General features: G+C 76.3%; 23 protein-coding genes. 10 read left to right on the forward strand and 13 right to left on the reverse strand.

The features are described from left to right. Positions 1 to 43 precede the first annotated feature (43 nt). Both ACU616_RS01240 and ACU616_RS01245 read left to right on the forward strand, forming a co-directional pair. Entirely contained in the window at positions 44 to 1,684 is a 1,641-nt protein-coding gene (locus ACU616_RS01240; protein ID WP_446756675.1) for a DEAD/DEAH box helicase, read from the forward strand. A 61-nt stretch (positions 1,685 to 1,745) separates the two neighbouring features. Further along, complete coding sequence (locus ACU616_RS01245; protein WP_446756676.1) at positions 1,746 to 2,030, forward strand: hypothetical protein; 285 nt, start codon at positions 1,746 to 1,748, stop codon at positions 2,028 to 2,030. 39 nt (positions 2,031 to 2,069) lie between these two features. On the opposite strand, the gene ACU616_RS01250 is transcribed toward ACU616_RS01245, so the two are convergent. Next, positions 2,070 to 2,606, reverse strand: a complete 537-nt coding sequence (locus ACU616_RS01250; RefSeq protein ID WP_446756677.1) for a helix-turn-helix domain-containing protein — start codon at positions 2,604 to 2,606, stop codon at positions 2,070 to 2,072. A gap of 55 nt (positions 2,607 to 2,661) precedes the next feature. On the opposite strand from ACU616_RS01250, the gene ACU616_RS01255 reads away from it, so the two are divergent. From ACU616_RS01255 to ACU616_RS01270, 4 genes are all read left to right on the forward strand, one after another. Beyond that, complete coding sequence (locus tag ACU616_RS01255) at positions 2,662 to 3,018, forward strand: hypothetical protein (RefSeq protein WP_446756678.1); 357 nt, start codon at positions 2,662 to 2,664, stop codon at positions 3,016 to 3,018. Between the two features lie 17 nt (positions 3,019 to 3,035). Next, the gene (locus ACU616_RS01260; protein WP_446756679.1) at positions 3,036 to 3,962 is read left to right on the forward strand and encodes an alpha/beta hydrolase family protein; all 927 of its coding nucleotides are present in this window, start codon (positions 3,036 to 3,038) and stop codon (positions 3,960 to 3,962) included. A 102-nt stretch (positions 3,963 to 4,064) separates the two neighbouring features. Further along, the gene (locus tag ACU616_RS01265; protein ID WP_446756680.1) at positions 4,065 to 4,586 is read left to right on the forward strand and encodes a cupredoxin domain-containing protein; all 522 of its coding nucleotides are present in this window, start codon (positions 4,065 to 4,067) and stop codon (positions 4,584 to 4,586) included. Further along, the gene (locus ACU616_RS01270; RefSeq protein ID WP_446756681.1) at positions 4,583 to 5,002 is read left to right on the forward strand and encodes a hypothetical protein; all 420 of its coding nucleotides are present in this window, start codon (positions 4,583 to 4,585) and stop codon (positions 5,000 to 5,002) included. Before ACU616_RS01265 ends, ACU616_RS01270 begins: the two co-directional genes overlap by 4 nt. 45 nt (positions 5,003 to 5,047) lie before the next feature. On the opposite strand, the gene ACU616_RS01275 is transcribed toward ACU616_RS01270, so the two are convergent. The 7 genes from ACU616_RS01275 to ACU616_RS01305 form a co-directional block, all read right to left on the reverse strand. Further along, complete coding sequence (locus ACU616_RS01275; RefSeq protein WP_446756682.1) at positions 5,048 to 6,055, reverse strand: sugar phosphate isomerase/epimerase family protein; 1,008 nt, start codon at positions 6,053 to 6,055, stop codon at positions 5,048 to 5,050. A gap of 13 nt (positions 6,056 to 6,068) precedes the next feature. Next, positions 6,069 to 7,244, reverse strand: coding sequence for a Gfo/Idh/MocA family protein (locus ACU616_RS01280; protein WP_446756683.1), 1,176 nt, complete (start codon positions 7,242 to 7,244; stop codon positions 6,069 to 6,071). A gap of 60 nt (positions 7,245 to 7,304) precedes the next feature. Next, complete coding sequence (locus ACU616_RS01285) at positions 7,305 to 8,360, reverse strand: substrate-binding domain-containing protein (protein WP_446756684.1); 1,056 nt, start codon at positions 8,358 to 8,360, stop codon at positions 7,305 to 7,307. Positions 8,361 to 8,494: 134 nt separating this feature from the next. Continuing rightward, the gene (locus tag ACU616_RS01290) at positions 8,495 to 9,673 is read right to left on the reverse strand and encodes an ABC transporter permease (RefSeq protein WP_446756685.1); all 1,179 of its coding nucleotides are present in this window, start codon (positions 9,671 to 9,673) and stop codon (positions 8,495 to 8,497) included. Further along, positions 9,670 to 11,220 (reverse strand): sugar ABC transporter ATP-binding protein, encoded by a 1,551-nt coding sequence (locus ACU616_RS01295; protein ID WP_446756686.1) that lies wholly within the window; start codon positions 11,218 to 11,220, stop codon positions 9,670 to 9,672. The genes ACU616_RS01290 and ACU616_RS01295 overlap by 4 nt, the downstream gene beginning before the upstream one ends. A 179-nt stretch (positions 11,221 to 11,399) precedes the next feature. Beyond that, positions 11,400 to 12,566, reverse strand: a complete 1,167-nt coding sequence (locus tag ACU616_RS01300) for an ROK family protein (RefSeq protein WP_446756687.1) — start codon at positions 12,564 to 12,566, stop codon at positions 11,400 to 11,402. Positions 12,567 to 12,570: 4 nt separating this feature from the next. Next, entirely contained in the window at positions 12,571 to 13,260 is a 690-nt protein-coding gene (locus tag ACU616_RS01305) for an alpha/beta fold hydrolase (RefSeq protein WP_446756688.1), read from the reverse strand. 127 nt (positions 13,261 to 13,387) lie between these two features. Here ACU616_RS01305 and ACU616_RS01310 point away from each other — a divergent pair, with 127 nt between their 5' ends. Further along, on the forward strand, positions 13,388 to 14,839 hold the full coding sequence (locus ACU616_RS01310) for an NAD(P)/FAD-dependent oxidoreductase (protein ID WP_446756689.1): 1,452 nt from the start codon (positions 13,388 to 13,390) through the stop codon (positions 14,837 to 14,839). A gap of 24 nt (positions 14,840 to 14,863) precedes the next feature. Here ACU616_RS01310 and ACU616_RS01315 read toward each other — a convergent pair whose 3' ends face one another. Genes ACU616_RS01315 through ACU616_RS01325 form a run of 3 tightly spaced genes read right to left on the reverse strand, consistent with a single transcriptional unit; the run spans position 14,864 to position 17,975 of the window. Next, positions 14,864 to 15,532 (reverse strand): alpha/beta hydrolase, encoded by a 669-nt coding sequence (locus tag ACU616_RS01315; protein WP_446756690.1) that lies wholly within the window; start codon positions 15,530 to 15,532, stop codon positions 14,864 to 14,866. After that, complete coding sequence (locus tag ACU616_RS01320; RefSeq protein WP_446756691.1) at positions 15,529 to 16,827, reverse strand: erythromycin esterase family protein; 1,299 nt, start codon at positions 16,825 to 16,827, stop codon at positions 15,529 to 15,531. Before ACU616_RS01320 ends, ACU616_RS01315 begins: the two co-directional genes overlap by 4 nt. Beyond that, the gene (locus ACU616_RS01325) at positions 16,827 to 17,975 is read right to left on the reverse strand and encodes a carboxylate-amine ligase (protein ID WP_446756692.1); all 1,149 of its coding nucleotides are present in this window, start codon (positions 17,973 to 17,975) and stop codon (positions 16,827 to 16,829) included. The genes ACU616_RS01320 and ACU616_RS01325 overlap by 1 nt, the downstream gene beginning before the upstream one ends. A 300-nt stretch (positions 17,976 to 18,275) precedes the next feature. Between ACU616_RS01325 and ACU616_RS01330 the strand changes: the two genes are divergently transcribed. Further along, on the forward strand, positions 18,276 to 19,217 hold the full coding sequence (locus ACU616_RS01330; protein ID WP_446756693.1) for a S1C family serine protease: 942 nt from the start codon (positions 18,276 to 18,278) through the stop codon (positions 19,215 to 19,217). 3 nt (positions 19,218 to 19,220) lie between these two features. On the opposite strand, the gene ACU616_RS01335 is transcribed toward ACU616_RS01330, so the two are convergent. After that, positions 19,221 to 20,027, reverse strand: a complete 807-nt coding sequence (locus ACU616_RS01335; protein WP_446756694.1) for an SDR family oxidoreductase — start codon at positions 20,025 to 20,027, stop codon at positions 19,221 to 19,223. 178 nt (positions 20,028 to 20,205) lie between these two features. Between ACU616_RS01335 and ACU616_RS01340 the strand changes: the two genes are divergently transcribed. Beyond that, a complete protein-coding gene (locus tag ACU616_RS01340) occupies positions 20,206 to 22,530 on the forward strand; it encodes a DUF6777 domain-containing protein (RefSeq protein ID WP_446756695.1) in 2,325 nt (774 codons plus the stop codon). Positions 22,531 to 22,546: 16 nt separating this feature from the next. On the opposite strand, the gene ACU616_RS01345 is transcribed toward ACU616_RS01340, so the two are convergent. Beyond that, positions 22,547 to 23,509, reverse strand: coding sequence for a helix-turn-helix transcriptional regulator (locus tag ACU616_RS01345; protein ID WP_446756696.1), 963 nt, complete (start codon positions 23,507 to 23,509; stop codon positions 22,547 to 22,549). 90 nt (positions 23,510 to 23,599) lie between these two features. On the opposite strand from ACU616_RS01345, the gene ACU616_RS01350 reads away from it, so the two are divergent. After that, entirely contained in the window at positions 23,600 to 24,109 is a 510-nt protein-coding gene (locus tag ACU616_RS01350; protein WP_446756697.1) for a DinB family protein, read from the forward strand. The last annotated feature ends 1 nt before the right edge of the window (position 24,110 follow it).

The raw sequence follows: 24,110 nt of genomic DNA on the forward strand, positions 1-24,110 counted from the left end.
GTGCGGTGACCGGGGACGGCGACCCGAACCGCCCGAGGAACCGATGACCTCCCCGCAGTCCCCCTCCCCCACCGCCGGCTCCCGGCCGCGCCGACGTCGCGGCGGCCGCGGCCGCGGCGCCGGGGCCACCCCGACCCCCGAGCAGCGCCTCACCGCGGCCACCGCCGCACCGGCCCCTGCCGTCGTCCCGGCCATCGTCCCGGCCATCGTCCCCGCCGGCGACGTCGCCACCGTGCTGCCCACCGACACCACGTTCGAGGCGCTCGGCGTGCCCGCGCCGCTGGTCGAGGTGCTCGGTGCCAGCGGCATCACCGCGCCCTTCCCCATCCAGGTCGCGACGCTGCCCGACTCGCTGGGCGGCCGGGACGTGCTCGGCCGCGGACGCACCGGCTCGGGCAAGACGCTGGCGTTCAGCCTGCCGCTGGTCGCCCGCCTGGCGACCTCCGACAGCCGCCGGCAGGCCCGGCGACCGCGTGCGCTGGTGCTGGTCCCGACCCGCGAGCTGGCCAACCAGGTCCTCGCCGTCGTCGACCCGCTGGCGCGGGCGCTCGGCATGAACGCGACGACGATCTTCGGCGGCGTCGGCCAGAACCCGCAGGTGCAGGCGCTGGCCCGCGGGGTCGACGTCGTCATCGCCTGCCCGGGCCGGCTCGAGGACCTCATCGGCCAGGGTCACTGCGACCTCGGCGCGGTCGAGATCACCGTCCTGGACGAGGCCGACCACATGGCCGACCTCGGCTTCCTCCCCGGCGTGAAGCGGATCATGGACCGGACACCGAAGACCGGTCAGCGGCTGCTGTTCTCGGCCACGCTGGACAACGGCGTCGACGTCCTGGTCAAGCGCTACCTGACCGACCCGACCACCCACTCGGTGGACCCGGCCGTCGCCCCGGTCGCGACCATGACGCACCACGTGTTGCAGGTGACCGCGGCCGACAAGCCGGAGGTGGTCCGCCAGCTGGCCTCCGGGCTGGGCCGCAGCGTGCTGTTCACCCGCACCAAGCACCAGGCCAAGAAGCTGGCCAAGCAGCTCACCGCCGCGGGCGTCCCGGCCGTCGACCTGCACGGCAACCTCAGCCAGAACGCGCGCGAGCGCAACCTCGAGGCGTTCAGCTCCGGGGAGACCCGGGTGCTGTGCGCGACCGACATCGCCGCGCGCGGGATCCACGTCGACGACGTGGCGCTCGTCGTGCACGTGGACCCGCCCGCCGAGCACAAGGCCTACCTGCACCGCTCCGGGCGCACCGCCCGCGCCGGTGCCGGCGGCACGGTGGTCACCGTCTCCACGCCCGACCAGGCCGGCGAGGTGCGCACGCTGGCCCGCCAGGCGGGCATCACCCCGACGGTGAGCCAGGTGCGGCCCGGCGCCGCGCAGATCACCGAGCTCACCGGCCCGGCCGCCCCGCACGTCGAGCCGGCCCCGGCGCCCGCCCCGCAGCCGCAGGGCCAGGGCGGCGGTGGCAGCCGGCGGCGCCGCTCCGGCGGGTCGGCGGCCACCCCGGCGGCCGGCGGGCGCGGCGGCTCGGCCGGCGGCCGTGGCGGCTCGGGCGGCACCGGCTCGGCGGCCGGCGGGAGCTCGGGCCGCGCCACCGGCCCGGCGCGCACCCGCGCCGAGCTGGCCGCCCGGGCCGGCACCCACTCCGCCGCCTCGTTCAGCGGCCGGGGGCGGCGCGGCGGTCGCTGACCTCCCGCGTGTCATCGACGGGACGGCCGGGAGGAGTGCTCCCGACCGTCCCGTCGACCCCGTGAGGTACCCGCCCCTCACCGGGTTCGCCGGCGGCCTGCTCGGCCTGTACCTCACGACGCCGGGCCTGCGGAAGGAGGGCAGCCTGGCGCCCACCGAGCAGGGCCTGCCGGTCGCCAAGGACGTGTGGCTGCTCGGCATCGGCGTGGGCCTGCTCACCCGCGGCACCGTCGACCGGGGCGGCCGGCGGGTCACCGAGGCCGCCGAGACGCTCGCGAAGGCCGACGCGCCCGTCGCCCGCGCCGAGCGCCGGGCCGAGCGGAGGACCGCCCGCACCGCCGCGTGAGCCAGCCGGGCGCCGGCGCGGACCCGCGCGGGACTTTGGTCAGCCGGGGAGGAACACCGTCCCGACCAGTCGCCGGACCCGGTTCCCGCCCGGCTCGTTGGCCATCCGTGCGCGGAGCACCTGCCGCACGTCCTCGAGCAGGCCGGTGAACTCCTCGTCGTCGAGCCAGAGGCCGGCCATCCGGTAGCCGACACCGTCCCGGGCGGGATCCAGCCCGCCCGGGACGTCCGCGGCCCGGTCGACCCAGCGGTCGAAGTCGGCCAGCAGGGCGGCGACGAACGTCCCGAACGCCCGCCGGTGCTCCTCGGCGGTCATCGACGCCGCCTCCCCGGGCCCGACCGAGGCGGCGTCGGTCACGAGCCGGTACGTGCGCTCGGTGCTGCCGCGGACCCGTCGCTCGGCGACCACCTGCAGGACGCCGGCACCGGCGAGCACCCCGACGTGCCGGTACAGCGTCGCGGCCGGGACGTCGGAGAGCTCCGCGTGCAGCTCTCCGGTGGTCAGCGCCCGGTCCCCCAGGAGGGCCTGCACGACCCGGAGACGCACCGGGTGCAGCAGCAGGTCGGCAGTCGCCACGCCCTCTACCTCTCTCACTATTGACAACGGTCTCACTTGTGAGAAGCATGGTGCCATGGCGACGATCGAGACGACATCCGGGACGCTGCGCGTCTCCCTCACCCGGGCCGAGCGGGTCTTCGGACTGCTGCGCGACCTCGAGGTGCCCCTGACCGCGGTGCGCTCCGCGACCGTCGTGCCCGACGGCATCGCCGCAGCCCGCGGGCTGCGCGCGCCCGGACTCGGCCTCCCGGGTCTGCGGCTGATCGGGACGTGGCGACGGCGCGGCCACCGGACCCTGGTGAGCGTGCGCCGCGGCAGCCCGGCCGTGCGCGTGGAGCTCGCGGGGCAGCGCTACGACACCGTCCTCGTGTCGAGCGACGACGCGGCCGCCGTCGCCGCCGACGTGGCCGCACGCCTCGCCCTCCGGTGACCGTGCGCGAGGTGCCCGTGCGCGAGGTGCCCGTGACGGTGCCCGGCTCTCCGCCGCTGGCCGGCACCCTGGCCCTCCCGCGCCTCCCGGGCCCGGCGCCGGCGGTGCTGCTCGCGCCCGGTTCCGGACCGCTGGACCGCGACTCCGACCACCGGCGGGCCCGCTTCGGCGTCACCCGCGCGCTGGCGCACGCCCTCGCCGACGCCGGGCTGGCCTCGCTCCGCTACGACAAGCGCGGCGTCGGCGGCACCCCGGGCGACTGGCGGCGGGCCGGGCTGCGCGACCTCGCCGACGACCTCGCCCGCGCCCGGGACGTGCTCGCCGCCCGGCCCGAGGTCGACGGCGACCGGGTCGTGCTGGCCGGACACAGCGAGGGCGCCCTGCTGGCGGCGGCCGTGGCCGCGCGCGGGGTCCCGGTGGCCGGCGTCGTCCTCCTAGCCGCGTCGGCGCGGCCGGGAGGGGACCTGCTGCGCTGGCAGGCGCGGCAGCTCGGGCCCACCCTGCCGGCGCCCGTCCGCGGCCTGCTGCGGCTGCTGCGCACCGACCTGGAGCGGAAGGTGGCCGCGAACCACCAGCGGATCCTGGCCACGACCACCGACGTCGCGCGCATCGGGGGCGTGCGCCTCAACGCGCGGTGGCACCGGGAGTTCCTGGTCCACAATCCGCGGCGCGACCTCGCCGCGCTGGAGGTCCCCGTCCTGGCGGTGACCGGGAGCAAGGACCTCCAGGTGCCACCGGACGACCTCGAGGTGGTGGCCGCCACCGTCCGGGGACCGGTGGAGACCCTGCTGGTGCCCGACCTCACGCACACGTTGCGCCGCCGGACCGGCCCCGCCTCGGTGCGCGGCTACCGCAGCGAGCTGCGCCGTCCGGTCGACCCGGACGTGCTGGCGGCCGTGGTGGGCTGGTGCCGACGGGTGTGTGCCGTGCCGTTCCCGTCGTGACGCGCCGGACCGGGGTTCCGCAAACTGCCTGAAGGTTGCAGTATCCGCGGGACGGGGTGTCGCCGACGGAGCGGGACCACCGTCGGCTCCGAGGAGGCTCGTGTGTCCCACCCCACCCGCTCCACCCGCCGCAGCGCGGCGCTCGTCCTGGCCCTCGGCGTCGGCCTGCTGAGCGCGTGCTCGGGCGGCGACGACGGCGCCGAGGCGGCGGACGCCGCCTCGACCAGCGCGACGTCGGCGAGCGCCACCACGAGCAGCGCGGCGCCCGAGAGCAGTGCGGCCGCCGGGACCACCACCGCCGCGCCGGCGCCGCCGGCGACCACGGCACCCACCGAGGCCCAGGCGCAGACCCTCACCGCCACCGAGGGCGAGATGTACATCGAGCTCTCCGAGGACACCCTCACCCCGGGCAACTACACCATCGAGGTGGTCAACGAGGGCAACGCCACCCACGACCTGGTGGTCGAGCGGGACGGCTCGGACGTCGCCGCCACCGAGAACATCGCGCCGGGCGCGTCGGCCACGCTCGAGGTCACCCTCGAGGAGGGCGACTACGTCTTCTACTGCTCCGTCGCCAACCACCGGGCCATGGGCATGGAGACCGACGTGACGGTCGGCGCATGACCGGGGGCACCGCGACCAGGACGCCGCGGACCGGCATCGCGATCGGGGTGCTGCGGCTGGTCGGCGCCGCGCTGCTGGCGGCGATCGCCGTCATCCACGGCTACCTGTGGCAGACCGGCTACGACACCATCGAGGTGATCGGCCCGGCGTTCCTGGTGCAGACGGTGCTCGCCGCCGGCGGCGCGCTCCTGCTGCTCGTCGCCCCGCCGCGCCTGGTGGTCTGGGCGGCGCTGCTCGGCGCCGTGTTCGCCGCCGGGTCGCTGGCCGCCCTGGTCCTGTCGACGACGGTCGGGCTGTTCGGCTTCGTGGAGAGCACCGTGGCGAGCCTGTGGTGGGAGTCGTTCTGGGTGGAGGCCGCCGCGGTCGTCGTCCTGACCGCGCTCGCGGTCCTCACCCGCCGGCGGGCCGGCCGCTGACCCCGGGCGGTGGACGGTGAGGGGGGACGTCCACCGCCCGGTTCCTCAGTTGCCGCTGGAGAACGCGGCGTCGAAGGCGGCGGCCGGCGGGTCGAAGGCCAGCCGGCGCACGAACGCCAGGGCCTCGGGGGCGCCGACCAGGCGGTCCATGCCGGCGTCCTCCCACTCCACCGAGATCGGCCCGTCGTAGCCGATGGTGTTGAGCATCCGGAAGCACGCCTCCCACGGGACGTCACCGTGGCCGGTGGACACGAAGTCCCAGCCGCGCCGCGGGTCGGCCCAGGGCAGGTGCGAACCCATCCGGCCGTTGCGGCCGTTGCCGACCTGCTTCTTCGCGTCCTTGCAGTCGACGTGGTAGATCCGGTCCTTGAAGTCCCAGATGAACGACACCGGGTCGAGGTCCTGCCACACGAAGTGGCTCGGGTCCCAGTTCAGCCCGAAGGCCTCGCGGTGCCCGATCGCCTCCATGGTGCGGACCGTCGTCCAGTAGTCGTAGGCGATCTCCGAGGGGTGCACCTCGTGCGCGAAGCGGACGCCGACCTCGTCGAAGACGTCGAGGATCGGGTTCCACCGGTCGGCGAAGTCGCGGTAGCCGGCCTCGACCATCGACTCGGGCACCGGCGGGAACATCGCCACGGTCTTCCAGATCGCCGACCCGGTGAACCCGACGACGGTCTGCACGCCGAGCCTCGCCGCGGCGCGGGCGGTCAGCTCCATCTCCTCGGCCGCCCGCTGCCGGACGCCCTCGGGGTCGCCGTCGCCCCACACGCGCGGGTGGACCATGCCGCGGTGGCGCTCGTCGATCGGGTCGTCGCAGACGGCCTGGCCGTTGAGGTGGTTGGAGATGGCGAAGACGGACAGGCCGTGCTTCTCGAGCAGGTCGAGCCGCTGCTGCACGTAGGAGTCGTCGTTGGCGGCGCGCTCGACGTCGAGGTGGTCGCCCCAGCAGGCGATCTCCAGGCCGTCGTAGCCCCACTCGGAGGCCAGCCGGGCCACCTCCTCGAAGGGCAGGTCGGCCCACTGGCCGGTGAACAGGGTGACGGGACGGGGCATGGGGGTTCCTCTCTCAGATCCGGGTCCACACGGAGTCGGCCGCCGCGCTGCGCTCGACCGCGTCGAGCACCCGCTGCACCTGCAAGCCGTCGGCGAAGGACGGCGCGGGGTCCTCGTCCTTGGCGATGGCGGTGAGCAGGTCGACGACCTGGTGGGTGAAGCCGTGCTCGTAGCCGAGGCCGTGCCCGGCCGGCCACCAGGCCGACACGTAGGGGTGTTCGGGCTCGGTGACGAGGACACGGCGGAAGCCGGCCCGCTCGGCGGGCTCGGAGCCGTCGAAGAACTGCAGGACGTTCATGTCCTCGAAGTCGAAGGCCAGGCTGCCCTCGGAGCCGTTGACCTCGATGCGGATGGCGTTCTTGCGGCCGAGGGCGAAGCGGGTCGCCTCGAAGGTGGCCAGCGCGCCGCCGCTGAACCGGCCGAGGAACACCGCGGCGTCGTCGACGGTGACCCGGCCCGTGCCCTCCCCGGCGACGCCGGACAGCGACCCGGCCGCGGCGGGCAGCGGCCGCTCCTCGACGAACGTCTCCAGCAGCGCGCTGACGCCGGTCAGCGTCTCGCCGGTGACGTGCTGGGTGAGGTCGACGATGTGCGCGCCGATGTCGCCGAGCGCGCCCGACCCGGCCTTGTCCTTCTCCAGCCGCCACGACATCGGGGCCGTGGGGTCGGCGATCCAGTCCTGCAGGTACTGGGCGCGCACGTGCCGCACCTGCCCGATCCGGCCCTCGGCGACCAGCTGTCGGGCCAGCGCGATCGCCGGCACGCGGCGGTAGGTGAAGCCGACCATCGAGCGGACGCCGCGGGCGGCGGCGCTCTCGGCCGCGGCGGTCATCGCCTCGGCCTCGGCCACGGAGTTGGCCAGCGGCTTCTCGCACAGGACGTGCTTGCCCGCCTCCAGCGCCGCGATCGCGATCTCGGCGTGGGTGTCGCCGGGGGTGCAGACGTCGACGAGGGCGACGTCGTCGCGCTCGAGGACGCGCCGCCAGTCGGTCTCCACCGACGCCCAGCCCAGCCGGGCCGCCGCGTCGGTGGCCCGCTCCCGGTCGCGGCCGGCGAGGACGGTGAGCTCCGGGCGCAGTGGCAGGTCGAAGAAGTGCGGGGCGGTGCGCCAGGCCTGCGAGTGCGCCGCGCCCATGAACGCGTGTCCGATGAGGCCCACCCCGAGGGTCGGCCGGTCAGGTGAGGTCAAGGGGACTCCCCAGGGAGGGACGGGGCCGCCGGCGTGCACCGGCGGCCCCGCCCGGGCGGATCAGGACTCGAAGGCGCTGTCGATGTACTGGTCGACGTTGTCCGCGGTGACGACCGGCGCGTTCAGCACGATCTGCCGCGGGATCTCCGTCTCGACCAGGTCGGACAGGGCCTTGTCCTGCGCGAGCAGCCGGGCCAGCCGGACGCCGTCGGCGGCCTGGGTGGACGGGTAGATGACCGTCGCCTGCAGCACCGAGTCGCCGGACTGGATCTCCCGCATGGCGTTGGCCGAGCCGGCGCCGCCGACCATGAAGAACTCGTCGCGGCCGGCGCTCTCGATGGCGGCCAGCACGCCGACGCCCTGGTCGTCGTCGTGGTTCCAGATGGCGTCGATCCGCGGCGCGGCCTGCAGCAGGTTGGAGGCCGCCTCCTCGCCGCCCTCGACGGTGAAGTCGGCCGCGACCCGGTTGTCGACGTCGAGCCCGCACCCGGCCAGCGCGTCGGCGAAGCCCTGGCTGCGGTCCTGGGTCAGCGGCAGGGAGTCGATGCCGGCGATCTCGGCGACGACCGCGTCGGGCTTGTCGCCGAGCTGCTCGCAGATGTACGTGCCGGCCGAGACGCCCATGCCGTAGTTGTCACCGAGGACCGTGGCGCGGGCGGCGAACGGGCTGTCGAACTCGCGGTCGACGTTGATGACCGGGATGCCGGCCTCCATGGCCTGCAGCGCCACCGGGGTCAGCGCGGCGCCGTCGAAGGGCAGCAGCACGATCGCGTCGACGCCGTCGTTGATGAACGTCTCCACCTGGCTGATCTGGGTGCTGACGTCGTTGGTGCCCTCGGCGACGACGAGGTCGACGTCCTCGTACTGGTCGGCCTGGGCGCGGGCGTTCTCGGTGATGCCGGCGATCCAGCCGTGGTCGGCGGCCGGCGCGGAGAAGCCGATGGTGACGGTGTCGCCGGTCTCGTCGTTGTCGCTGGCGGCCTGGTTGCCGCTCCCGCTGCTGCCGCTGTCCTCGGGGGTGTTGCTGGTGCAGCCGGCCACGAGCACGCCCGCGCTGAGCAGCGCAACCGTGGCGTGGGGCAGGCGGCGGAACGGACGCTGCCTCGTTGCAGACATGCTCTCTCCTCGGGTGTCGCCCCCTGTCCGGGAGCAGGGACGGGCGCCACCGGACGGCGGTCCGGCGGGTGGTGCGGTGTGCGGTGCGGTGTGCGGGTGCACCCCGGCGCGCGCGGGGACGCGCGCCGGGAGGGTCAGCGGGTCGTGCCGGTGACGGCGGGGCGGGCGCCGCCCGGGCCGCCGTCGGCGGCGCCACCGGAGACGGTCCCGGCCGGTGACCCGGTCGCGGGGAGGCCACCGGACGGCGGTCCGGCGGTCGGGCGGCGGAAGGCGAAGCCGCCGGTGGCCAGGCGCTGCTGGAGCAGGACGGCGAGCACGATGATCACGCCGCGGGCCACGGCCTGCGCCGAGCTGGACAGGTTGTTGAGCGTGAAGACGTTGCCGAGCGTCGTGAAGATGACGACGCCGAGGACGGTGCCGACGATCGTGCCGCGGCCGCCGATGAGCAGCGTTCCGCCGATGACCACCGCGGCGATGGCGTCGAGCTCGTAGAGGGTGCCGTGCGTCGAGCTGCCGGTCGTCGTGCGGGCCATGAGCATCACGGCCGCGATGCCGCAGCAGACGCCGGACAGCACGTACAGCCAGACGGTGTGCCGCTGCACGCGGATGCCGGCCAGCCGGGCGGCCTCGGCGTTGCCGCCGACGGCGAAGGTGCGCCGGCCGAACGTGGTCCGGTTGAGGACCACCCACCCGGCGATCGCGACCAGCGCGAAGATGATCACCAGGGTGGGGATGCCGAGCACGTCGCCGGAGAAGAAGGACAGGAAGTCCTGGTCCTTGACGATCTGCGTGCGCCGGTTGGCGATGATCTCGGCCAGGCCGCGCGCCGCGGCGAGCATCGCCAGGGTCGCGATGAACGCGGCGAGTCTCCCGTAGGCGATGACCACGCCGTTGACCAGCCCCGCGACCGCGCCGACGACGACCGCGGTGAAGACCATGACGATCCAGTGGACGTCCTCGGCCATCTGCTGGGTGGCCAGCGTGGTGGCCCACACCGAGGCCAGCGCCACCAGCGCGCCGACCGACAGGTCGATGCCTCCGCCGATGATCACGAAGGTCATCCCGACGCTGACCACGCCGATCACCGAGGCCAGCCGCAGGATGGTCAGGACGTTGTCGACGCTGGCGAACCGGTCCCCGGCCGTGGCGACGCCGACGACGCACAGGATGACCAGTGCGACGACGAGGCCGAGGTTGCGGCCGACCGGCCCGCCGAGGAAGCCCCCGCCGGACGACCCACGCCGCCCGGCGTCGGTCTCCGGCGCCCCCGCGGCCACCGCGGTGCTGCCCTCACTCGTGCCCTGCCCACTCATGCGACGTCCCCTTCGTGCACCGGGACGCCGTGCGTCGACGTCCCCTCCATGACCAGGTCGAGCACGCGGTGCTCGTCGAGGGCCGTGGCCGGCTCCTCGGCCAGCACGCGGCCCTCCGCGACGACGAGGACCCGGTCGGCCAGACCGAGCACCTCCGGGATCTCGCTGGAGACCACGACCACCGCGACGCCACGGTCGGCGAGGTCGCGCACCAGCGCGTAGATCTCCGAGCGCGCCCCCACGTCGACGCCGCGGGTCGGCTCGTCCAGCAGCAGCACCCGGCACTCGCGCAGCAGCCAGCGGGCCAGTACGACCTTCTGCTGGTTGCCGCCCGACAGCGTGCGCACCTCGCGGGTGACGTCCGCCGGGCGGACCTCCAGCGCGGTGACCTGCTCGCGCGCGGCCTGTCGTTCCGCGGCGCCGGACAGCAGCCCCGCCCGGGCGAAGCGGGCCAGGCTGGAGATGCTGATGTTGCGGGCGACGGACTCGCCCAGCAGCAGGGCCTGGCTCTTGCGCTCCTCGGGCGCCAGCCCGACGCCGGCCGCCACCGCGGCGCCGACGTCGCCGGCCCGCAGCCGGCGGCCGTGGACGCGGACGGTGCCGCCGGTGGCGCGGCGGGCGCCGTAGACGGTCTCGAGGATCTCCGAGCGGCCCGAGCCGACCAGCCCGGCGAGGCCGACGATCTCCCCCGGGCGCACGGCGAACGAGACGCCGGAGAAGGAGCCGCGCAGGGCGAGGTCCTCGACCTCGAGCACCGGCTCGGCACCGGCCGCGGGGCGCTGCCCGCGCTCGGGGAAGACGTACTCGATGTCCCGGCCGGTCATCAGGGTGATGACCTCGCGGGTCGGCGTCTCGCGGGCCGGCAGGCCGGTGGCGACGGTGCGGCCGTCCTTGAGGACGGTGATCCGGTCGCCGATCCGGCGGATCTCCTCGAGCCGGTGGGAGATGTAGACGACGGCGACGCCGTCGGCGGTGAGCTCGCGGATGACCGCGAAGAGCCGCTCGACCTCCTCGTTGTCGAGGACGGCGGAGGGCTCGTCCATGATGATCAGGCGCGCGTCCTGCGAGAGCGCCCGCGCGATGCTGACCATCTGCTGCGACGCGGCCGGCAGCGAGCCGACCTCGGCGCCGGGCCGGATCTCGGGGTGGCCGAGCCGGGTGAGCAGCTCCGCGGCGCGCCGGTTGGTCTCCCGGGGCCGCACGAACCCGAACGAGGCCTGCTCGCGGCCGAGGAGGACGTTGTCGGCGACGGTGAGTCCGGCGACCAGGTCGAGCTCCTGGTAGATCGTCGCGATCCCCAGGGCCAGGGACGCCTGCGGGGTCGACAGCCGCACCTGCTCGCCGCGCCAGTGGATGGTGCCCTCGTCGGGTTGGTGTGCGCCGGCGAGGACCTTGATCAGCGTCGACTTGCCGGCGCCGTTCTGGCCGAGGAGGCAGTGCACCTCTCCCGCGCGGACGTCGAGGTCCACGCCGCCCAGCGCGCGCACGCCCGGGAAGGTCTTGACGATGCCGTGCATCTCCAGGAGCGGCGGGTCCGCCGGGCGCATGGCCTCACCTCCGACTTCTGCTCAACGCTGACCATTAGTCTGTGCAGCGGTGACCATATGAACGGAGTCACACGCGGTCAAGGGAGTGCGCCCGACGTCACCGAACCGAGATCCGGCGCGCCCCGCCGGGCGGCGGGTGGCGCCCAGGCGCCGGGGTGCGGGGTGCGGGGTGCGGGGGCCTAGCGGGCGAGCGCCTGGTGGACCGAGTCCTCGTCGAGGTAGCCCTCGATGGCCATGAGCGCGGCGCCCACCCGGCCGGAGAGGTCCGGGGCGTCGCTGACGGTGATCTCCAGCGCACGGGCGGCCAGCGGCATCGACCGGCCGTAGACCGCCTCGCGGATGCCGGCCAGCAGCGGCGCACCGGCCTGGGCGACGCCGCCGGTCATCACGATCCGGTGCGGGTTGAAGAAGTTGACCAGCGCGGCGAGGACCGTCCCGATGGTGCGCCCGGCCCGGCGGACCAGCTCGAGGGCCGGGCCGTCGCCCTGCGCGGCCAGCTCGACGACCTCGCGGGCGGTGGTAACCGGCAGCCCCGCCGCGACGGCGTCGCGCAGCAGCGCCCCGCCGCCGGCCAGCGCCTCCAGGCAGTTCTCGTTGCCGCAGCGGCACAGCACGGTGCGGCCGTCCGGCGTCGGCACGTGGATGTGCCCGATGTCCCCGGCACTGCCCTGCGCGCCCCGGTACACCTCGCCGTCGACGATGATCCCGCAGCCGATGCCGGTGCCCACCTTGACCACGAGGACGTCCTGTGCTGAGCCGGCGACCCCCATCTCGCCCAGGGCCATGACGTTCACGTCGTTGTCGACGAAGACGGGGCAGCCGTAGCGGCCGAAGGCGCTGGGGATCGGGTGGTCGTGCCAGCCCGGCATGATCGGCGGGTGCGAGGGCCGTCCGGTCGAGAACTCCACCGGGCCCGGCACCCCCACCCCGACGGCGCAGACGTCGGCGGGGGTGAGGCCGGCCTCGGCGAGCACCCGCTGCGCCAGCCGGTCGACCTCGGCGAGGACGGGGCCCGGGCCCTCGGCGATGTCGATCGGGTGCCCGACCGTGGCCAGGATCTGGGCGGACAGGTCGGTGACCGCGACGTCGACGCTGGTGACCCCCAGGTCGACGGCGAGCACACAGCCGGCCCGGCTGTTGAAGCGCAGCAGCGTCGGCGGGCGCCCCCCGGTGCTCCAGCCCCGGCCGCCCTCCTCGAGCAGCCCGGCGGCGATGAGCTGGTCGACCCGCGCGCTGACGGTGTTGCGGGCGGCCCCGGTCAGGGCGACCAGCTCGGCCCGGCTCCGGGCGCGGCCGGTGCGCACGTGGTGCAGCAGCGCGCCGGCCGAGGCGGAGGTGGAGGCCATGCGGTCATGGTGACACGCCGGAGGCACCTCCCTCCTCCCCCGCGACCGTCGCCGCGGCGAGGGCGGCCCGCAGGACGGCGGCGACGTCGTCCGGGTGGGTCTGCACCGTCATGTGGGCCGCGCCGGGCAGCTCGACGACCCGACCCCGCGGCGCGGCAGCGGCCACCTGACGGGCCCAGTCGGCGCGGCACAGCCGGTCGCGGGTGCCGCGGACGACGGTCACCGGCACGCCGACGGCGCGCAGCCGGGCGTCGGTGCGGTCGGGCGCGGCGACCCGCCACAGCGCCCGCATCGCCCGCGGACCGGTCGACAGCCACTGCGCCAGGACCAGCGGCAGCTGCCACCACGGCTCGCGGAGCGCCGTCCGCAGCCACCAGGCGGCCAGCCGGGGCAGCGCGCGCAGCCGCGGGTCGGTCGTCGGACCGAGCAGGACCACAGCGGTCACCCGCGGGTCGACGGCGGCCGCGGCGACGACCTGGCAGCTCTGCGAGTGACCGGCCAGCACGACCGGCCCGGCGCCCAGGCGCTCGCGCAGCCGGGCGGCCAGGACGTCCAGCGACGGAACGGGTGCAGCGCGGCCCATCCCGGGTAGGAGGACGACGTCGGCGGGCACCCGCCGGCGCAGTCGCTCCGACGAGCGTCCGTCGAGCCCCAGGCCCGGGACGAGCACCAGCCGCGGGATGACGGCGGACACCGGCCTCGTTGTACCGGTCGACGGCGTGAGCCGCGACCAGGGCCGGGTACCGGTCGTGACGGGGATCACCGCCCGCCCGGGCCGGCCGCCGGACACCGGACCCACCGACAGGGAAGGATCAGTCGTCATGACGACATCACCTGCGCCCACCGCCGCCGCCAGCTCCGCGACCGGCCGGCCGCGGGTGGTGGTCGTCGGCTCCGGGTTCGGCGGCCTGTTCGCCGCCAAGGCGCTCCGCCGCGCCGACGTCGACGTCACCGTGATCGGCAAGACCAGCCACCACCTGTTCCAGCCGCTGCTCTACCAGGTGGCCACCGGCATCCTCTCCGAGGGCGAGATCGCCCCGGCCACCCGCGAGGTGCTGCGCCACCAGGCCAACGCCCGGGTCGTGCTGGGCGAGGTCGTCGACGTCGACGTCGACGCGCGCACCGTCACCTCCACGGTGCTCGGCCGCACCACCGTGCACCCCTACGACGAGCTGATCGTCGCCGCCGGTGCCGGGCAGTCCTACTTCGGCAACGACCGGTTCGCCGAGTTCGCCCCCGGCATGAAGAGCATCGACGACGCCCTCGAGCTGCGCGGCCGCATCTTCGGCGCCTTCGAGCTGGCCGAGCTGGCCACCGACCCGGCCGAGGTCGACCGGCTGATGACCTTCGTCGTCGTCGGCGCCGGCCCCACCGGGGTGGAGATGGCCGGGCAGATCGCCGAGCTGGCGCACCGCACGCTGCGCCGCGACTTCCGGAACATCGACCCGGAGCGCGCCCGCATCATCCTGCTCGACGGCGCGCCGCAGGTGCTGCCGCCGTTCGGGCCGAAGCTGGGCGAGAAGGCCCGCCGCCACCTCAACGAGATCGGCGTGGAGGTGCAGCTGAGCGCGCTGGTCACCGACCTGGACGCCGACGGCCTCACCGTCAAGGACGCCGACGGGCAGGCCCGCCGCATCTCCGCGGCCACCAAGGTGTGGGCCGCCGGCGTGCAGGCCTCGCCGCTGGGCCGGCTGCTGGGCGAGCGGACCGCCGCGGAGGTCGACCGGGCCGGGCGCGTCGCGGTGCAGTCGGACCTGACGCTGCCCGGCCACCCGGAGATCCACGTCGTCGGTGACATGGCCAACCACCCGGACAAGTACCCCGGCGTCGCCCAGGTGGCCATCCAGGGCGGGCGCTACGCGGCCGACCAGATCCAGCGGCGGCTCGCCGGCAAGCAGCCCCGGGGCCCGTTCCGCTACCGCGACAAGGGCAACATGGCGACCATCTCGCGGTTCTCCGCCGTCGCCGACATCAAGAAGCTGAAGTTCGAGGGCTTCATCGCCTGGGTGCTGTGGCTGGTCGTGCACCTCTTCTACATCATCGGCTTCAAGAGCCGGATCACGACGGTGCTGCACTGGATGGTCAGCTTCCTCGGCCGCGGCCGCTCCCAGCGGGTGGCCACCCAGCAGCAGGTCTACGGCCGGCTGGCGCTGGAGAAGCTCGGCGACGGCTTCGCGACGTCGAAGACCGGCGGCCCCAAGGACCACCCGCACCGGCCCGACACGGTCAACGCCGACCAGCAGCAGGACCTGGTCGGCCGCCGCACGGCCTGAGGGAGGACCCCGGCCCCCCGCACCTCACGACAGCCAGGCGTCGAGGGCGGCGGTGACCAGGTCGGGGGTCACCACGTGGCCGCCGTCGAACTCGTCGTAGACGACGTCGTAGCCGGCCGCGGCCAGGTCACGGGCGACCCGCCGGCCGCAGCGCTCCACCGGCAGGACGCGGTCGTGGATGCCGTGGGAGATCCAGACCCGCGGGCGCCCGTCGCGTCCGGGCGGGGCGACGAAGCCGGGTGAGAAGGCCAGCAGCGCCTCGAACAGGCCGCCGTTGGCCAGGCCGAGCGAGAGCGCGTAGGACCCGCCGTCGGAGAACCCGCCCAGCGCCAGTCGCGACACGGCCATCCCGGCGGCGGCCCGCTCCAGCGCGGCGTCCAGGACGGCGACGTCGCGGCCGAGCCCGCCGGCGAGCAGGTCCCAGGTGGTCGCGGCCGAGGTGGTGGCGAGCACGGCGACCCCGCGCGCGGCGGCGACGGCCCCCACCGCGGCCAGGCCCTGCTCGGCGGTGCCGCCCGCGCCGTGGCAGAAGACCAGCAGCGGCCGGGGCCCGGGCGGCCCGTCGGGCACCGCGACCAGCGCCTCACCCCGGCCACCGAGGTCGAGCGCGGAGGTGCCGGGCGGCAGCGGGGGTCCCGCAGGGTCCGGGCCGGGGCGGGCGTCGAGGCGGCCCTCGCGGGCGGCTCGGGTCATTCGACGTGGGCCATCGGCGGCACGTGCTCGTCGGCCCGCTCGAGGTGCAGCGGCCGCAGCGGGCGGGTCTCCTCCAGGTACAGGAAGGCGTCGTAGCGCTCGCCGAGGACGGTGGGCACGTAGTTGCCCCAGCGCTCGCGCTCGGGCCGGTAGACGACGCCGATCGCGCGGTGCCCGAGCCGGCGGCCCAGCCAGGCCGGGCGCTCGCCCCGCGGGACGACCACCAGCGCGTCGCGGCCGAGCTCCCGGTGCAGCAGGTCCTCCAGGCTCCCCTCCCGCGCCGGCGGCACGGTCATCCGCTCCATCTGGGCACCCCACTCGCGGCCGGCGACCACGCCGCCGCGGTGCCCGCCGAAGCCGACCAGGACGACGTCGTCGGCTCCGAGCCGCTCGCGCAGCAGCTGTCCGACGGTGGTCATCCCGGCGTCGGCCATGTCGGTGGCCCGCGCGTCCCCGACGTGCGTGTTGTGCTCCCAGACGACGGCCCGCACGCCGGTGTGCGCCAGCAGCCGGTCGAGGGTGTCGGCCATGTGCACGTCGCGGACGTTCCACGACTCCGCCGAGCCCCGCACCATCGCGCGGTAGTAGCGCTCGGCCCCGGCGACGACGGCGGCGTTCTGTTCCGCGGCGAACCGGGCGTCGTCGGCGTCGTCGGCGCCGTCCCCGCCGCTCGCCGAGCCGCGCTCCTCGCACAGCCGGCGCAGCAGGTCGACGACGGTCTCCTCGCAGGTGGAGGGCGCGAACCGGCTGGCGAAGGCGTACTCGGCGCCGTCCTCCCCGAAGGGCTCGAAGCATTGCAGCGCCCGCCGCGCGGCCTCGACGTGGCCGGGCTCGTGCGCCTGGACCCAGGCCAGCAGCTCGTGCATCGAGTCCCAGAGGCTGTACACGTCGAGGCCGGCGAAGCGGACGCGGTCACCCGCAGGGCGGCCGGCGTTGTGGTCGCGCAGCCAGCGGCAGAAGTCGACGACGTCGTCGTTGGCCCACATCCACGTCGGCCAGCGGGCGATCGCGTCCAGCGTCGTCCGGGGGTCCTCGTCGCCGCCGGGGCGCAGCCGCACGCTGCGGTCGACCCGGGCGCAGTCGGGCCAATCCCCCTCGACGGCGACCAGCCCGAAGCCGTGTTCGGTGACCAGCCGGCGGGTCAGTGCCGCCCGCCAGGCGTAGTACTCGTGCGTGCCGTGGCTGGCCTCGCCGACCGCCACCACCCGCGCGTCCCCGATCCGCTCGAGCAGCGGGTCGAGGTCGGCCTCGTCGCGCAGCGGGAGCGCGAGCCCTGTGATCCCCTCGCCGTCCATCAGGCCCTCCCGGCCGCTCCCTCGCGGACGACCTGCTCGGCGACCGCCCGGCGGTCGCCCGTGCGCAGCCAGGTGCTCCGCTGCCGCGCCGCCGAGGTACCCCGGCCGAGGAGGTCCTGCACCCGCGCGGTGACCTCGTCCCACTCGCCGGCGTCGGCCAGGTCCGGCTCCAGCTCGGCGAGCAGCCCGCCGACGGCCTCGCGCGGGTCGACCAGCTCGCAGCGCAGCGGGTCGAACAACGGCCCGGACAGACCCGAGCGGGCGGCCCGCCAGCGCGCCGCCCGCAGCACCTCGGGGCGCAGCTCGGGCACCGGTTCGCCCCGCTGCGCCCGGCCGGCGAGCACCCGCACCAGCGAGCGCACGAGTGCGGCGTGCAGGACGGCGTCGTCGAGGGTGGTGCAGACGTCGGCGAGCCGGAACTCCAGCGTGGGCAGGCGGGCCGAGGGGCGCACGTCCCAGTAGAGGTGCGAGCCGTCCTCGACCACGCCCGAGGCGACCAGCGCGGCCAGCACCCGGCGGTAGCCGCCGGCGTCGCCGAGCGGCTCGGGCGCGCCGGCGTGCGGGAACCGGGTCCACCACAGCGTCCGCCACGACTCGTAGCCGGTGTCGACGCCGTCGTGGAACGGGGAGCTGACGGTCATCGCCAGCAGCACCGGGATGTAGGGGCGGGTGCGGTCGAGGACGGCGACGGCGGTGTCGAGGTCGGGGACGCCGACGTGCACGTGGCAGCCGGTGATGTCCTGCTGCCGCGCGAGACCGGCCCAGCGCTTCACCATCGCCTCGTAGCGGTCCCCCGGCGTGACGGGCATCGTGCGCCAGGAGCCCCACGGGTGGGTGGAGGCGGGCAGCAGCACCAGCCCGTCGCGCGCCGCGGAGACGGCCGCCTCGGCGCGGGCGGCGACGAGCTCGGCCCGCAGCTGCCCGAGCGAGGTGCAGACGCCGGTGGCGGTCTCCAGCTGCGTGGTCGCGATCTCCGGGTGCACGTGCGGACCGGCCTCGCCGGCCAGCGCCGCGGCCGACGCCCGCGGCCCTGGCGTCAGCTCGAAGGTGCCGGGGTCGACGAGGTGGAACTCCTCCTCGACGCCCACGGTGCGGCCGACGGAGCCGCCGTCCCTGCCGCTCTCGGGGTCCTCGCCGTCGGTGCGCACGCCCCTCCTCGGTGCCCGTCCCGGTCGCCGGGGAGCCCGACGCTACGGCCGCCGGCGCCCTCCCGCACCTGCTCACCGGCACCGTCGGCTCTGCCCACAGGAGTGGGCAGAGCTCGAAGAAGGCGCGCCGGAGGGGTCCCGCGCGTCCTCGTGCTCTGCCCACGGGTGTGGGCAGAGCACGACGGTGCGCGTGGCACACCTCGGCCGCTGCGATCGCTGTGGGCGTAGCGCAGGGGGTGGCGGCTCCGGCGGGCGAGGGGTCCACTGGTCGGTGCAACGATGTAATCGAGGAGGTGCGTCGTGACCCGACCGGACACCGACGCGGCGCTGGACGCCTACTCCCGGGTGGTCACCGCGGTGGCCGCCGACCTCACCCCGCACGTCGCGGCCCTGCAGGTCACCGCGCCCGACGGCCGACCCGGCGCGGGATCGGCGGTGGTCGTCCCCGGCGACGGGCTGCTGCTCACCAACGCCCACGTCGTCGGCCGGGCGCGCTCCGGGCGCGCGGTCTTCAGTGACGGCACCGAGACGCCGGTCGAGGTCGTGGGCACCGATCCGCTGTCCGACCTCGCCGTCGTCCGGGCGGCCGGCGGCGCCCCGGAGCCGGCCGTGCTCGGCGACGCCGCCGACCTGCGGGTCGGGCAGCTCGTCGTCGCCGTCGGCAACCCGCTGGGGCTGGCCGGGTCGGTCACCGCCGGCGTGGTCAGCGGCCTGGGCCGGTCGCTGCCGACCCGGGACGGGCGGACGGCGCGCGTCGTCGAGGACGTCATCCAGACCGACGCCGCGCTCAACCCGGGCAACTCGGGGGGCGCGCTCGCCGACTCCGCGAGCCGGGTGGTCGGCATCAACACCGCCGTGGCCGGGTGGGGCCTCGGGCTCGCCGTGCCGGTCAACGACACCACGCGGCGGATCATGGCGACGCTGGTGCGCGACGGCCGGGTGCGCCGGGCCTACCTGGGCCTGGTCAGCAGCCCGGCACCGCTCCCGGCGGCGCTGGCCGAGCGCACCGGGCGGCGCCGCGGGCTGCGCGTGGTCGACGTGGTGGCCGGCTCACCGGCCGACCGGGCCGGGCTGCGCGCCGGCGACCTCGTGCTCGAGGCCGGCCGTGCGCCCGTCGCGGAGGCGCAGAGCCTGCAGCGGCTGCTGTTCGGGGAGGCCGTGGGGCGGCCGCTGCCGGTGACGGTGTACCGGCGTGGCGCGATGGTCGACGTCATCGCCGTCCCCACCGAGCTCACCGGCTGAGCGTCACGGCCGGCGCCAGTCGCCGGAGGTGAGGTGCGAGCCGGCCATCGGGCCCATCTGCAGCATGCCCCCGTCGACGGCGTAGGAGGACCCGGTCACGTAGGACGCCTGCGGCGAGGCGAGGAAGGCGACGACGGCCGCGACCTCGTGCGCGTCCCCCGGGCGGCCGACCGGGACGCCGGGCCGCTCGTGGCCGGGCGCGGTCGGGTCCTCGTCCTCCTGGCCGGTCATCGGCGTGGCGATCTCCCCCGGTGCGACGGCGTTGACCGTGATGCCGTGCTCGGCCAGCTCGATGGCCGCGACCCGGGTGAGCAGGCCCAGGCCGCCCTTGGCCGCGCAGTACGCCGCCGCGCCGACGCGCGGCTGGTGCTCGTGGACGCTGGTGATGTTCACGATCCGCCCGCCGCGGCCGGCCGCCACCATCCGCCTCGCCGCCCGCTGCAGGCACAGGAACGCCGCGTCGAGGTCGGTGGCCAGGACCTCGCGCCAGGTCTCGTAGTCGGTGTCGAGGACCGACGTCGCGTGACCGGTGCCGGCGTCGTTGACCAGGACGTCGATGCCGCCGAGCGCGTCGGCCAGCTCGTCGACCACCGCCGCGGCCCTCGGCAGCGCGGTGAGGTCGACCGGGCGGACCTCCGCGCGCCGGCCGCGCGAGCGCACCTCCTCGGCCGTCCCCTGCGCGGCCGCCTCGTCCCGGTACCAGGTGATGCCGACGTCGCACCCCTGCTCGGCGAGCGCGACCGCGACGGCCCTCCCGATGCCCGACTCCGACCCGGTGACGACCGCGACGCGGCCGGCTGCATCCGTCATGGCCCCATGCTGCGGGCGACCGCCGGTGCCCGCCGCGCGACCACCGTGCGCGATCCGGTCGCGACCGATCGGAGTGCGGGCCCGCGCGTCGCCCCGCCGCCCGGGCGGACCTGCCGATCGGCACGAACACTCGGGAGGAGCTGACGCAGACACCCGTCAGCTCCGGCTCCGTCGGGAGATGCTCCTGTCCCTCCAGACCTTCGGCCCCTACGAGCTCGACGAGCTCCTGGGCCGCGGCCGCACGGGCGAGGTCCACCGTGCCTGGGACACCCACCGCCACCGGACCGTCGCGCTCCGGATCGTGGCGCCCGGGCCCAGCGCCGACCCGCGGTTCCGCGCCCGCTTCCTCCGCGACTGGCGCCTGGCCGCGCGGCTCGACGAGCCGCACGTCGTCCCCGTGCACGAGGTCGGCGAGTTCGACGGCCGGCTGTTCGTGGACACCGAGCTCGTCGACGGGCGGGACCTGGCGGCGGTGCTCGCCGCCGAGGGTCCCCTGCCGGCCGACCGGGCCGTCGACGTCGTCGGCCAGGTGGCGGCCGCCCTCGACGCCGCGCACGCGCACCGGCTGGTACACGGCGACGTCCGGCCGGGGACCGTGCTGCTGTCCGGGCACAGCGCCCGCCCGCACTGCCACCTGGTCGGCTTCGGCACCGGCGGCGACGGGTCCCCGGGGTACGTCGCGCCCGAGCGGCTGTCCGGGCGGCCCGCGGACTCCCGGGCCGACGTGTACTCGCTGGCCTGCCTCCTGCGCGAGCTGCTCACCGGCGCCCCGCCCGGGAGTGCCGGGCCGGTGCCGCCGGCGCTGGCGGCGGTCGTCGCCCGGGGCACGGCCGAGGACCCCGACCGGCGCCCCCCGAGCGCCGGGGACCTGGCGCGGGCCGCCCGGACGGCGATCGCGCCGGCGCCGGCCACCGTTCCCCTCCGCAAGCCGGCCGCGACCCCCGTCCCGGCGGGGACCGTCCGCGGCAGGTCCGCCCCGGGAGCCGACCGCGGGCGGCACCGCTCCGCGGCGGCGGCCCGGCCGGGGCCGCGGCCGGGACGCCGCCGCGGCCTGGCGGCGGCCCTGCTGGCCGGGGCGCTCGCGCTGGCCGGGGCGGGTGGGGTGGCCGCGACCCAGCTGACCTCCGACGCCTCCGATACGCGGGCGCCCACCCCGGTCGCCGTGGAGTCGGTCGACGACCCCGGCCGGGACCCCTTCGTCCCGACGCCCGGGCAGTCGCCGCCGGGGACGCCCGCCGCCGCGTCGGGCACGGACGACCCGGCGCAGGGCAGCGCGGGGACCACGGCCGGCACGGACGACCCGTCCTCCGGCGGCACGGCTCCCCCGTCCGGCGCGCAGGCCCCGTCCGCCGGGACCGACGACCCCGGACCCGGCGCGGGCACGCCGGCCGCGGCGCCCGGCGGCGCGGTGACGGGGGACCTGCCCGGTCTGTACGGCGGCGGCGGGGAGGAGGTCTGCGACGCCGCGGGCATGGCCGCGTTCCTCGCCGAGCACCCCGACCGCGGTGCCGCGTGGGCCGGCGTGGAGGACGTCCCGACGGAGGGGATCGACGACTACCTCGCCACGCTGACGCCGGTCGTGCTGCGCTTCGACACCGCCGTCACCAACCACGGCGTCGCCGACGGACGGGCGACCCCGTTCCAGTCGGTGCTGCAGGCCGGGACCGCCGTGCTGGTCGACGACGCGGGTGTCCCGCAGGTCCGCTGCGTGTGCGGCAACCCGCTCGGGCCACCCGCTCCGCGCTCCTCCCCCGAGTACCAGGGCGACCCGTGGCCCGGCTTCGCGCCGGACACCGTCGTGGTCGTCGAGAGCAGCCCGGCGCCCGTGCCCGCCTTCGTCCTCGTCGACGACGCGACCGGCGCGGTGGCCACGCGGCCCGTGGGCACGGCCGGTGACGTCGACCGGGTGGCCGACCCGGCCCTGGCGGAGCGGGCCCGGGTCCTCGGCATGCAGCCGGCACCACCCCCGCCGGGCACCGGCACCACGTCGGCCGGGCCGTCGGTCGCGGATCCGCCCGACGCCGGGCCGCCCGGCGACGACCCGACCGGCGGCAGCCCGACCGGTGACGGCCCGGCGCCGGCCGGCAGGTCCGGCGGGTCCGGCGGGTCCGGCGGGTCATCGGCGCCCGACCCCGGGCCCGGGACGGGTGGCACCTCGGGTGGCGACCCGCCGCGACGGGACAGCGGGGAGCAGCCGGCCGATCCCCCGGCGGACGACGGTCCGGCCGGGGACGGGCCGGTCGACGAGACGCCCGCCCAGGACACGCCCGCCCAGGACACGCCCGCCCAGGACACGGCCGGCGAGGACGCGCCCACCCAGCAGACGCCCGCCCAGGACACGGCCGGCGAGGACGCGCCCACCCAGCAGACGCCCACCCAGGAGACGTCCACCCAGGACACGCCCACCGCGGACACGCCCACCGCGGACACGCCCACCGAGGACACGGATGCGACGCCGGCCGACGAGGCGCCCACCACGGAGGAGGCGCCGAGCACCCCGTGACCGGCGGGCCGGCCGCTCAGTCCGCTGCCGCGGCGGCGCACCGGGCGGCGAGGCCGCGCAGGTGGTCCTTCACCTCCGGCGGGCCGAGCACCCGGAACGGCGCGCCGGTGACCCCCAGCGCCAGCGCCGCCCAGTCGAGGTCCTCGGCCTCGATCCGCACGCGGCAGCCGCCCTCGTCGTCGGTCACCGTGGCCCAGCGGCCGATCCGCGCGCGCACGGGCCCGGCCGGTGCGGCCACGACCGCCTCGACGACGTACCGGCTCCACGCGCTGCCGATCCGCTCGCGGACGTAGGCCGCGGCGTCCTCGGCGGGGAACCGGCGCGGGCCGAAGACGGCGCCGGTGCCGCGCGGGCCGTCGAGCCGGTCGAGCCGAAACACCCGCCAGTCGCCGCGGTCGAGGTCCCAGCCGACCAGGTACCAGCGGCGGCCCAGCGCGACCAGCCGGTGCGGCTCGACCGAGCGCTCGGCGCGCTCCCGGCCGGGCGGGGTGTAGCCGAACACGGTCCGCTCGGTGTCGCGGCAGGCCAGGGCGACGGCGGTGAGGACGGCGGGGTCGACGGCGTCGCCCTCCGACGTCGGGCCCCAGCCGCCGGGGACGGTCATCGTGCGCAGTGCCTCGACCTGCCGCCGCAGCCGGGCCGGCATGACCTGCACCAGCTTGGCCAGCGCCCGCACCGACGTCTCCGCCATGCCGGCGACCGGGCCGGCCGCGGCCGCCTGCAGTCCCACGGCCAGTGCCACGGCCTCGTCGTCGTCGAGCACCAGCGGCGGCAGCGCGGCCCCGGGCGCCAGCGCGTAGCCGCCGTCCACCCCGCGCGAGGCCGCCACGGGGTAGCCGAGCCCGCGCAGCCGGTCGACGTCGCGGCGCAGGGTGCGCGCCGAGACGCCGAGCCGGTCGGCGAGGTCGGCGCCGGGCCAGTACCGGCGCGCCTGCAGGAGGGACAGCAGGCGCAGCGTGCGGGCCCCGGGATCGGTCACGCCGCCATCGTGGCCAAGGCAGCGGACAGGATCTGGCCGCAATACCCGGCAGCATGGTCCTCATCAGCACGACGAGACCCGGAGGACCCCGTGACCGCTCCGACCGCCCCCGCCCTGACCGCCGAGCGCGCCGACCTGCTCGAGACGCTCGCCGCCCACCGCGCCTTCCTGCGCTTCACCGTGCGGGGACTGACCACCGAGCAGGCCACCCGGCGGACCACCGCCAGCCAGCTGACGCTGGCCGGCATCGTCAAGCACGTGGCCGCCACCGAGGCGAGCTGGGCCGGCTTCGTCGTGCGCGGCGCCGCCGCGATGCAGCAGTCGCCGGAGGAGTGGGCGCAGGAGTGGGTCCTGGCGCCGGGCGAGACGCTGGAATCGGTGCTCGCCTCCTACGACGAGGTCGCCGCGCGCACCGACGAGCTGGTCCGCACCGTCGACCTCGACTCCAGCCACCCGCTGCCCGAGGCTCCGTGGTTCGCCCCTGGCGCCACCCGCTCGGCGCGCCGGGTGTTCCTGCACGTCGTGGCCGAGACCGCCCAGCACGCCGGTCACGCCGACATCCTGCGCGAGTCGCTCGACGGCCAGAAGACGATGGGCTGAC

This window comes from Geodermatophilus sp. URMC 62 (assembly GCF_052931475.1).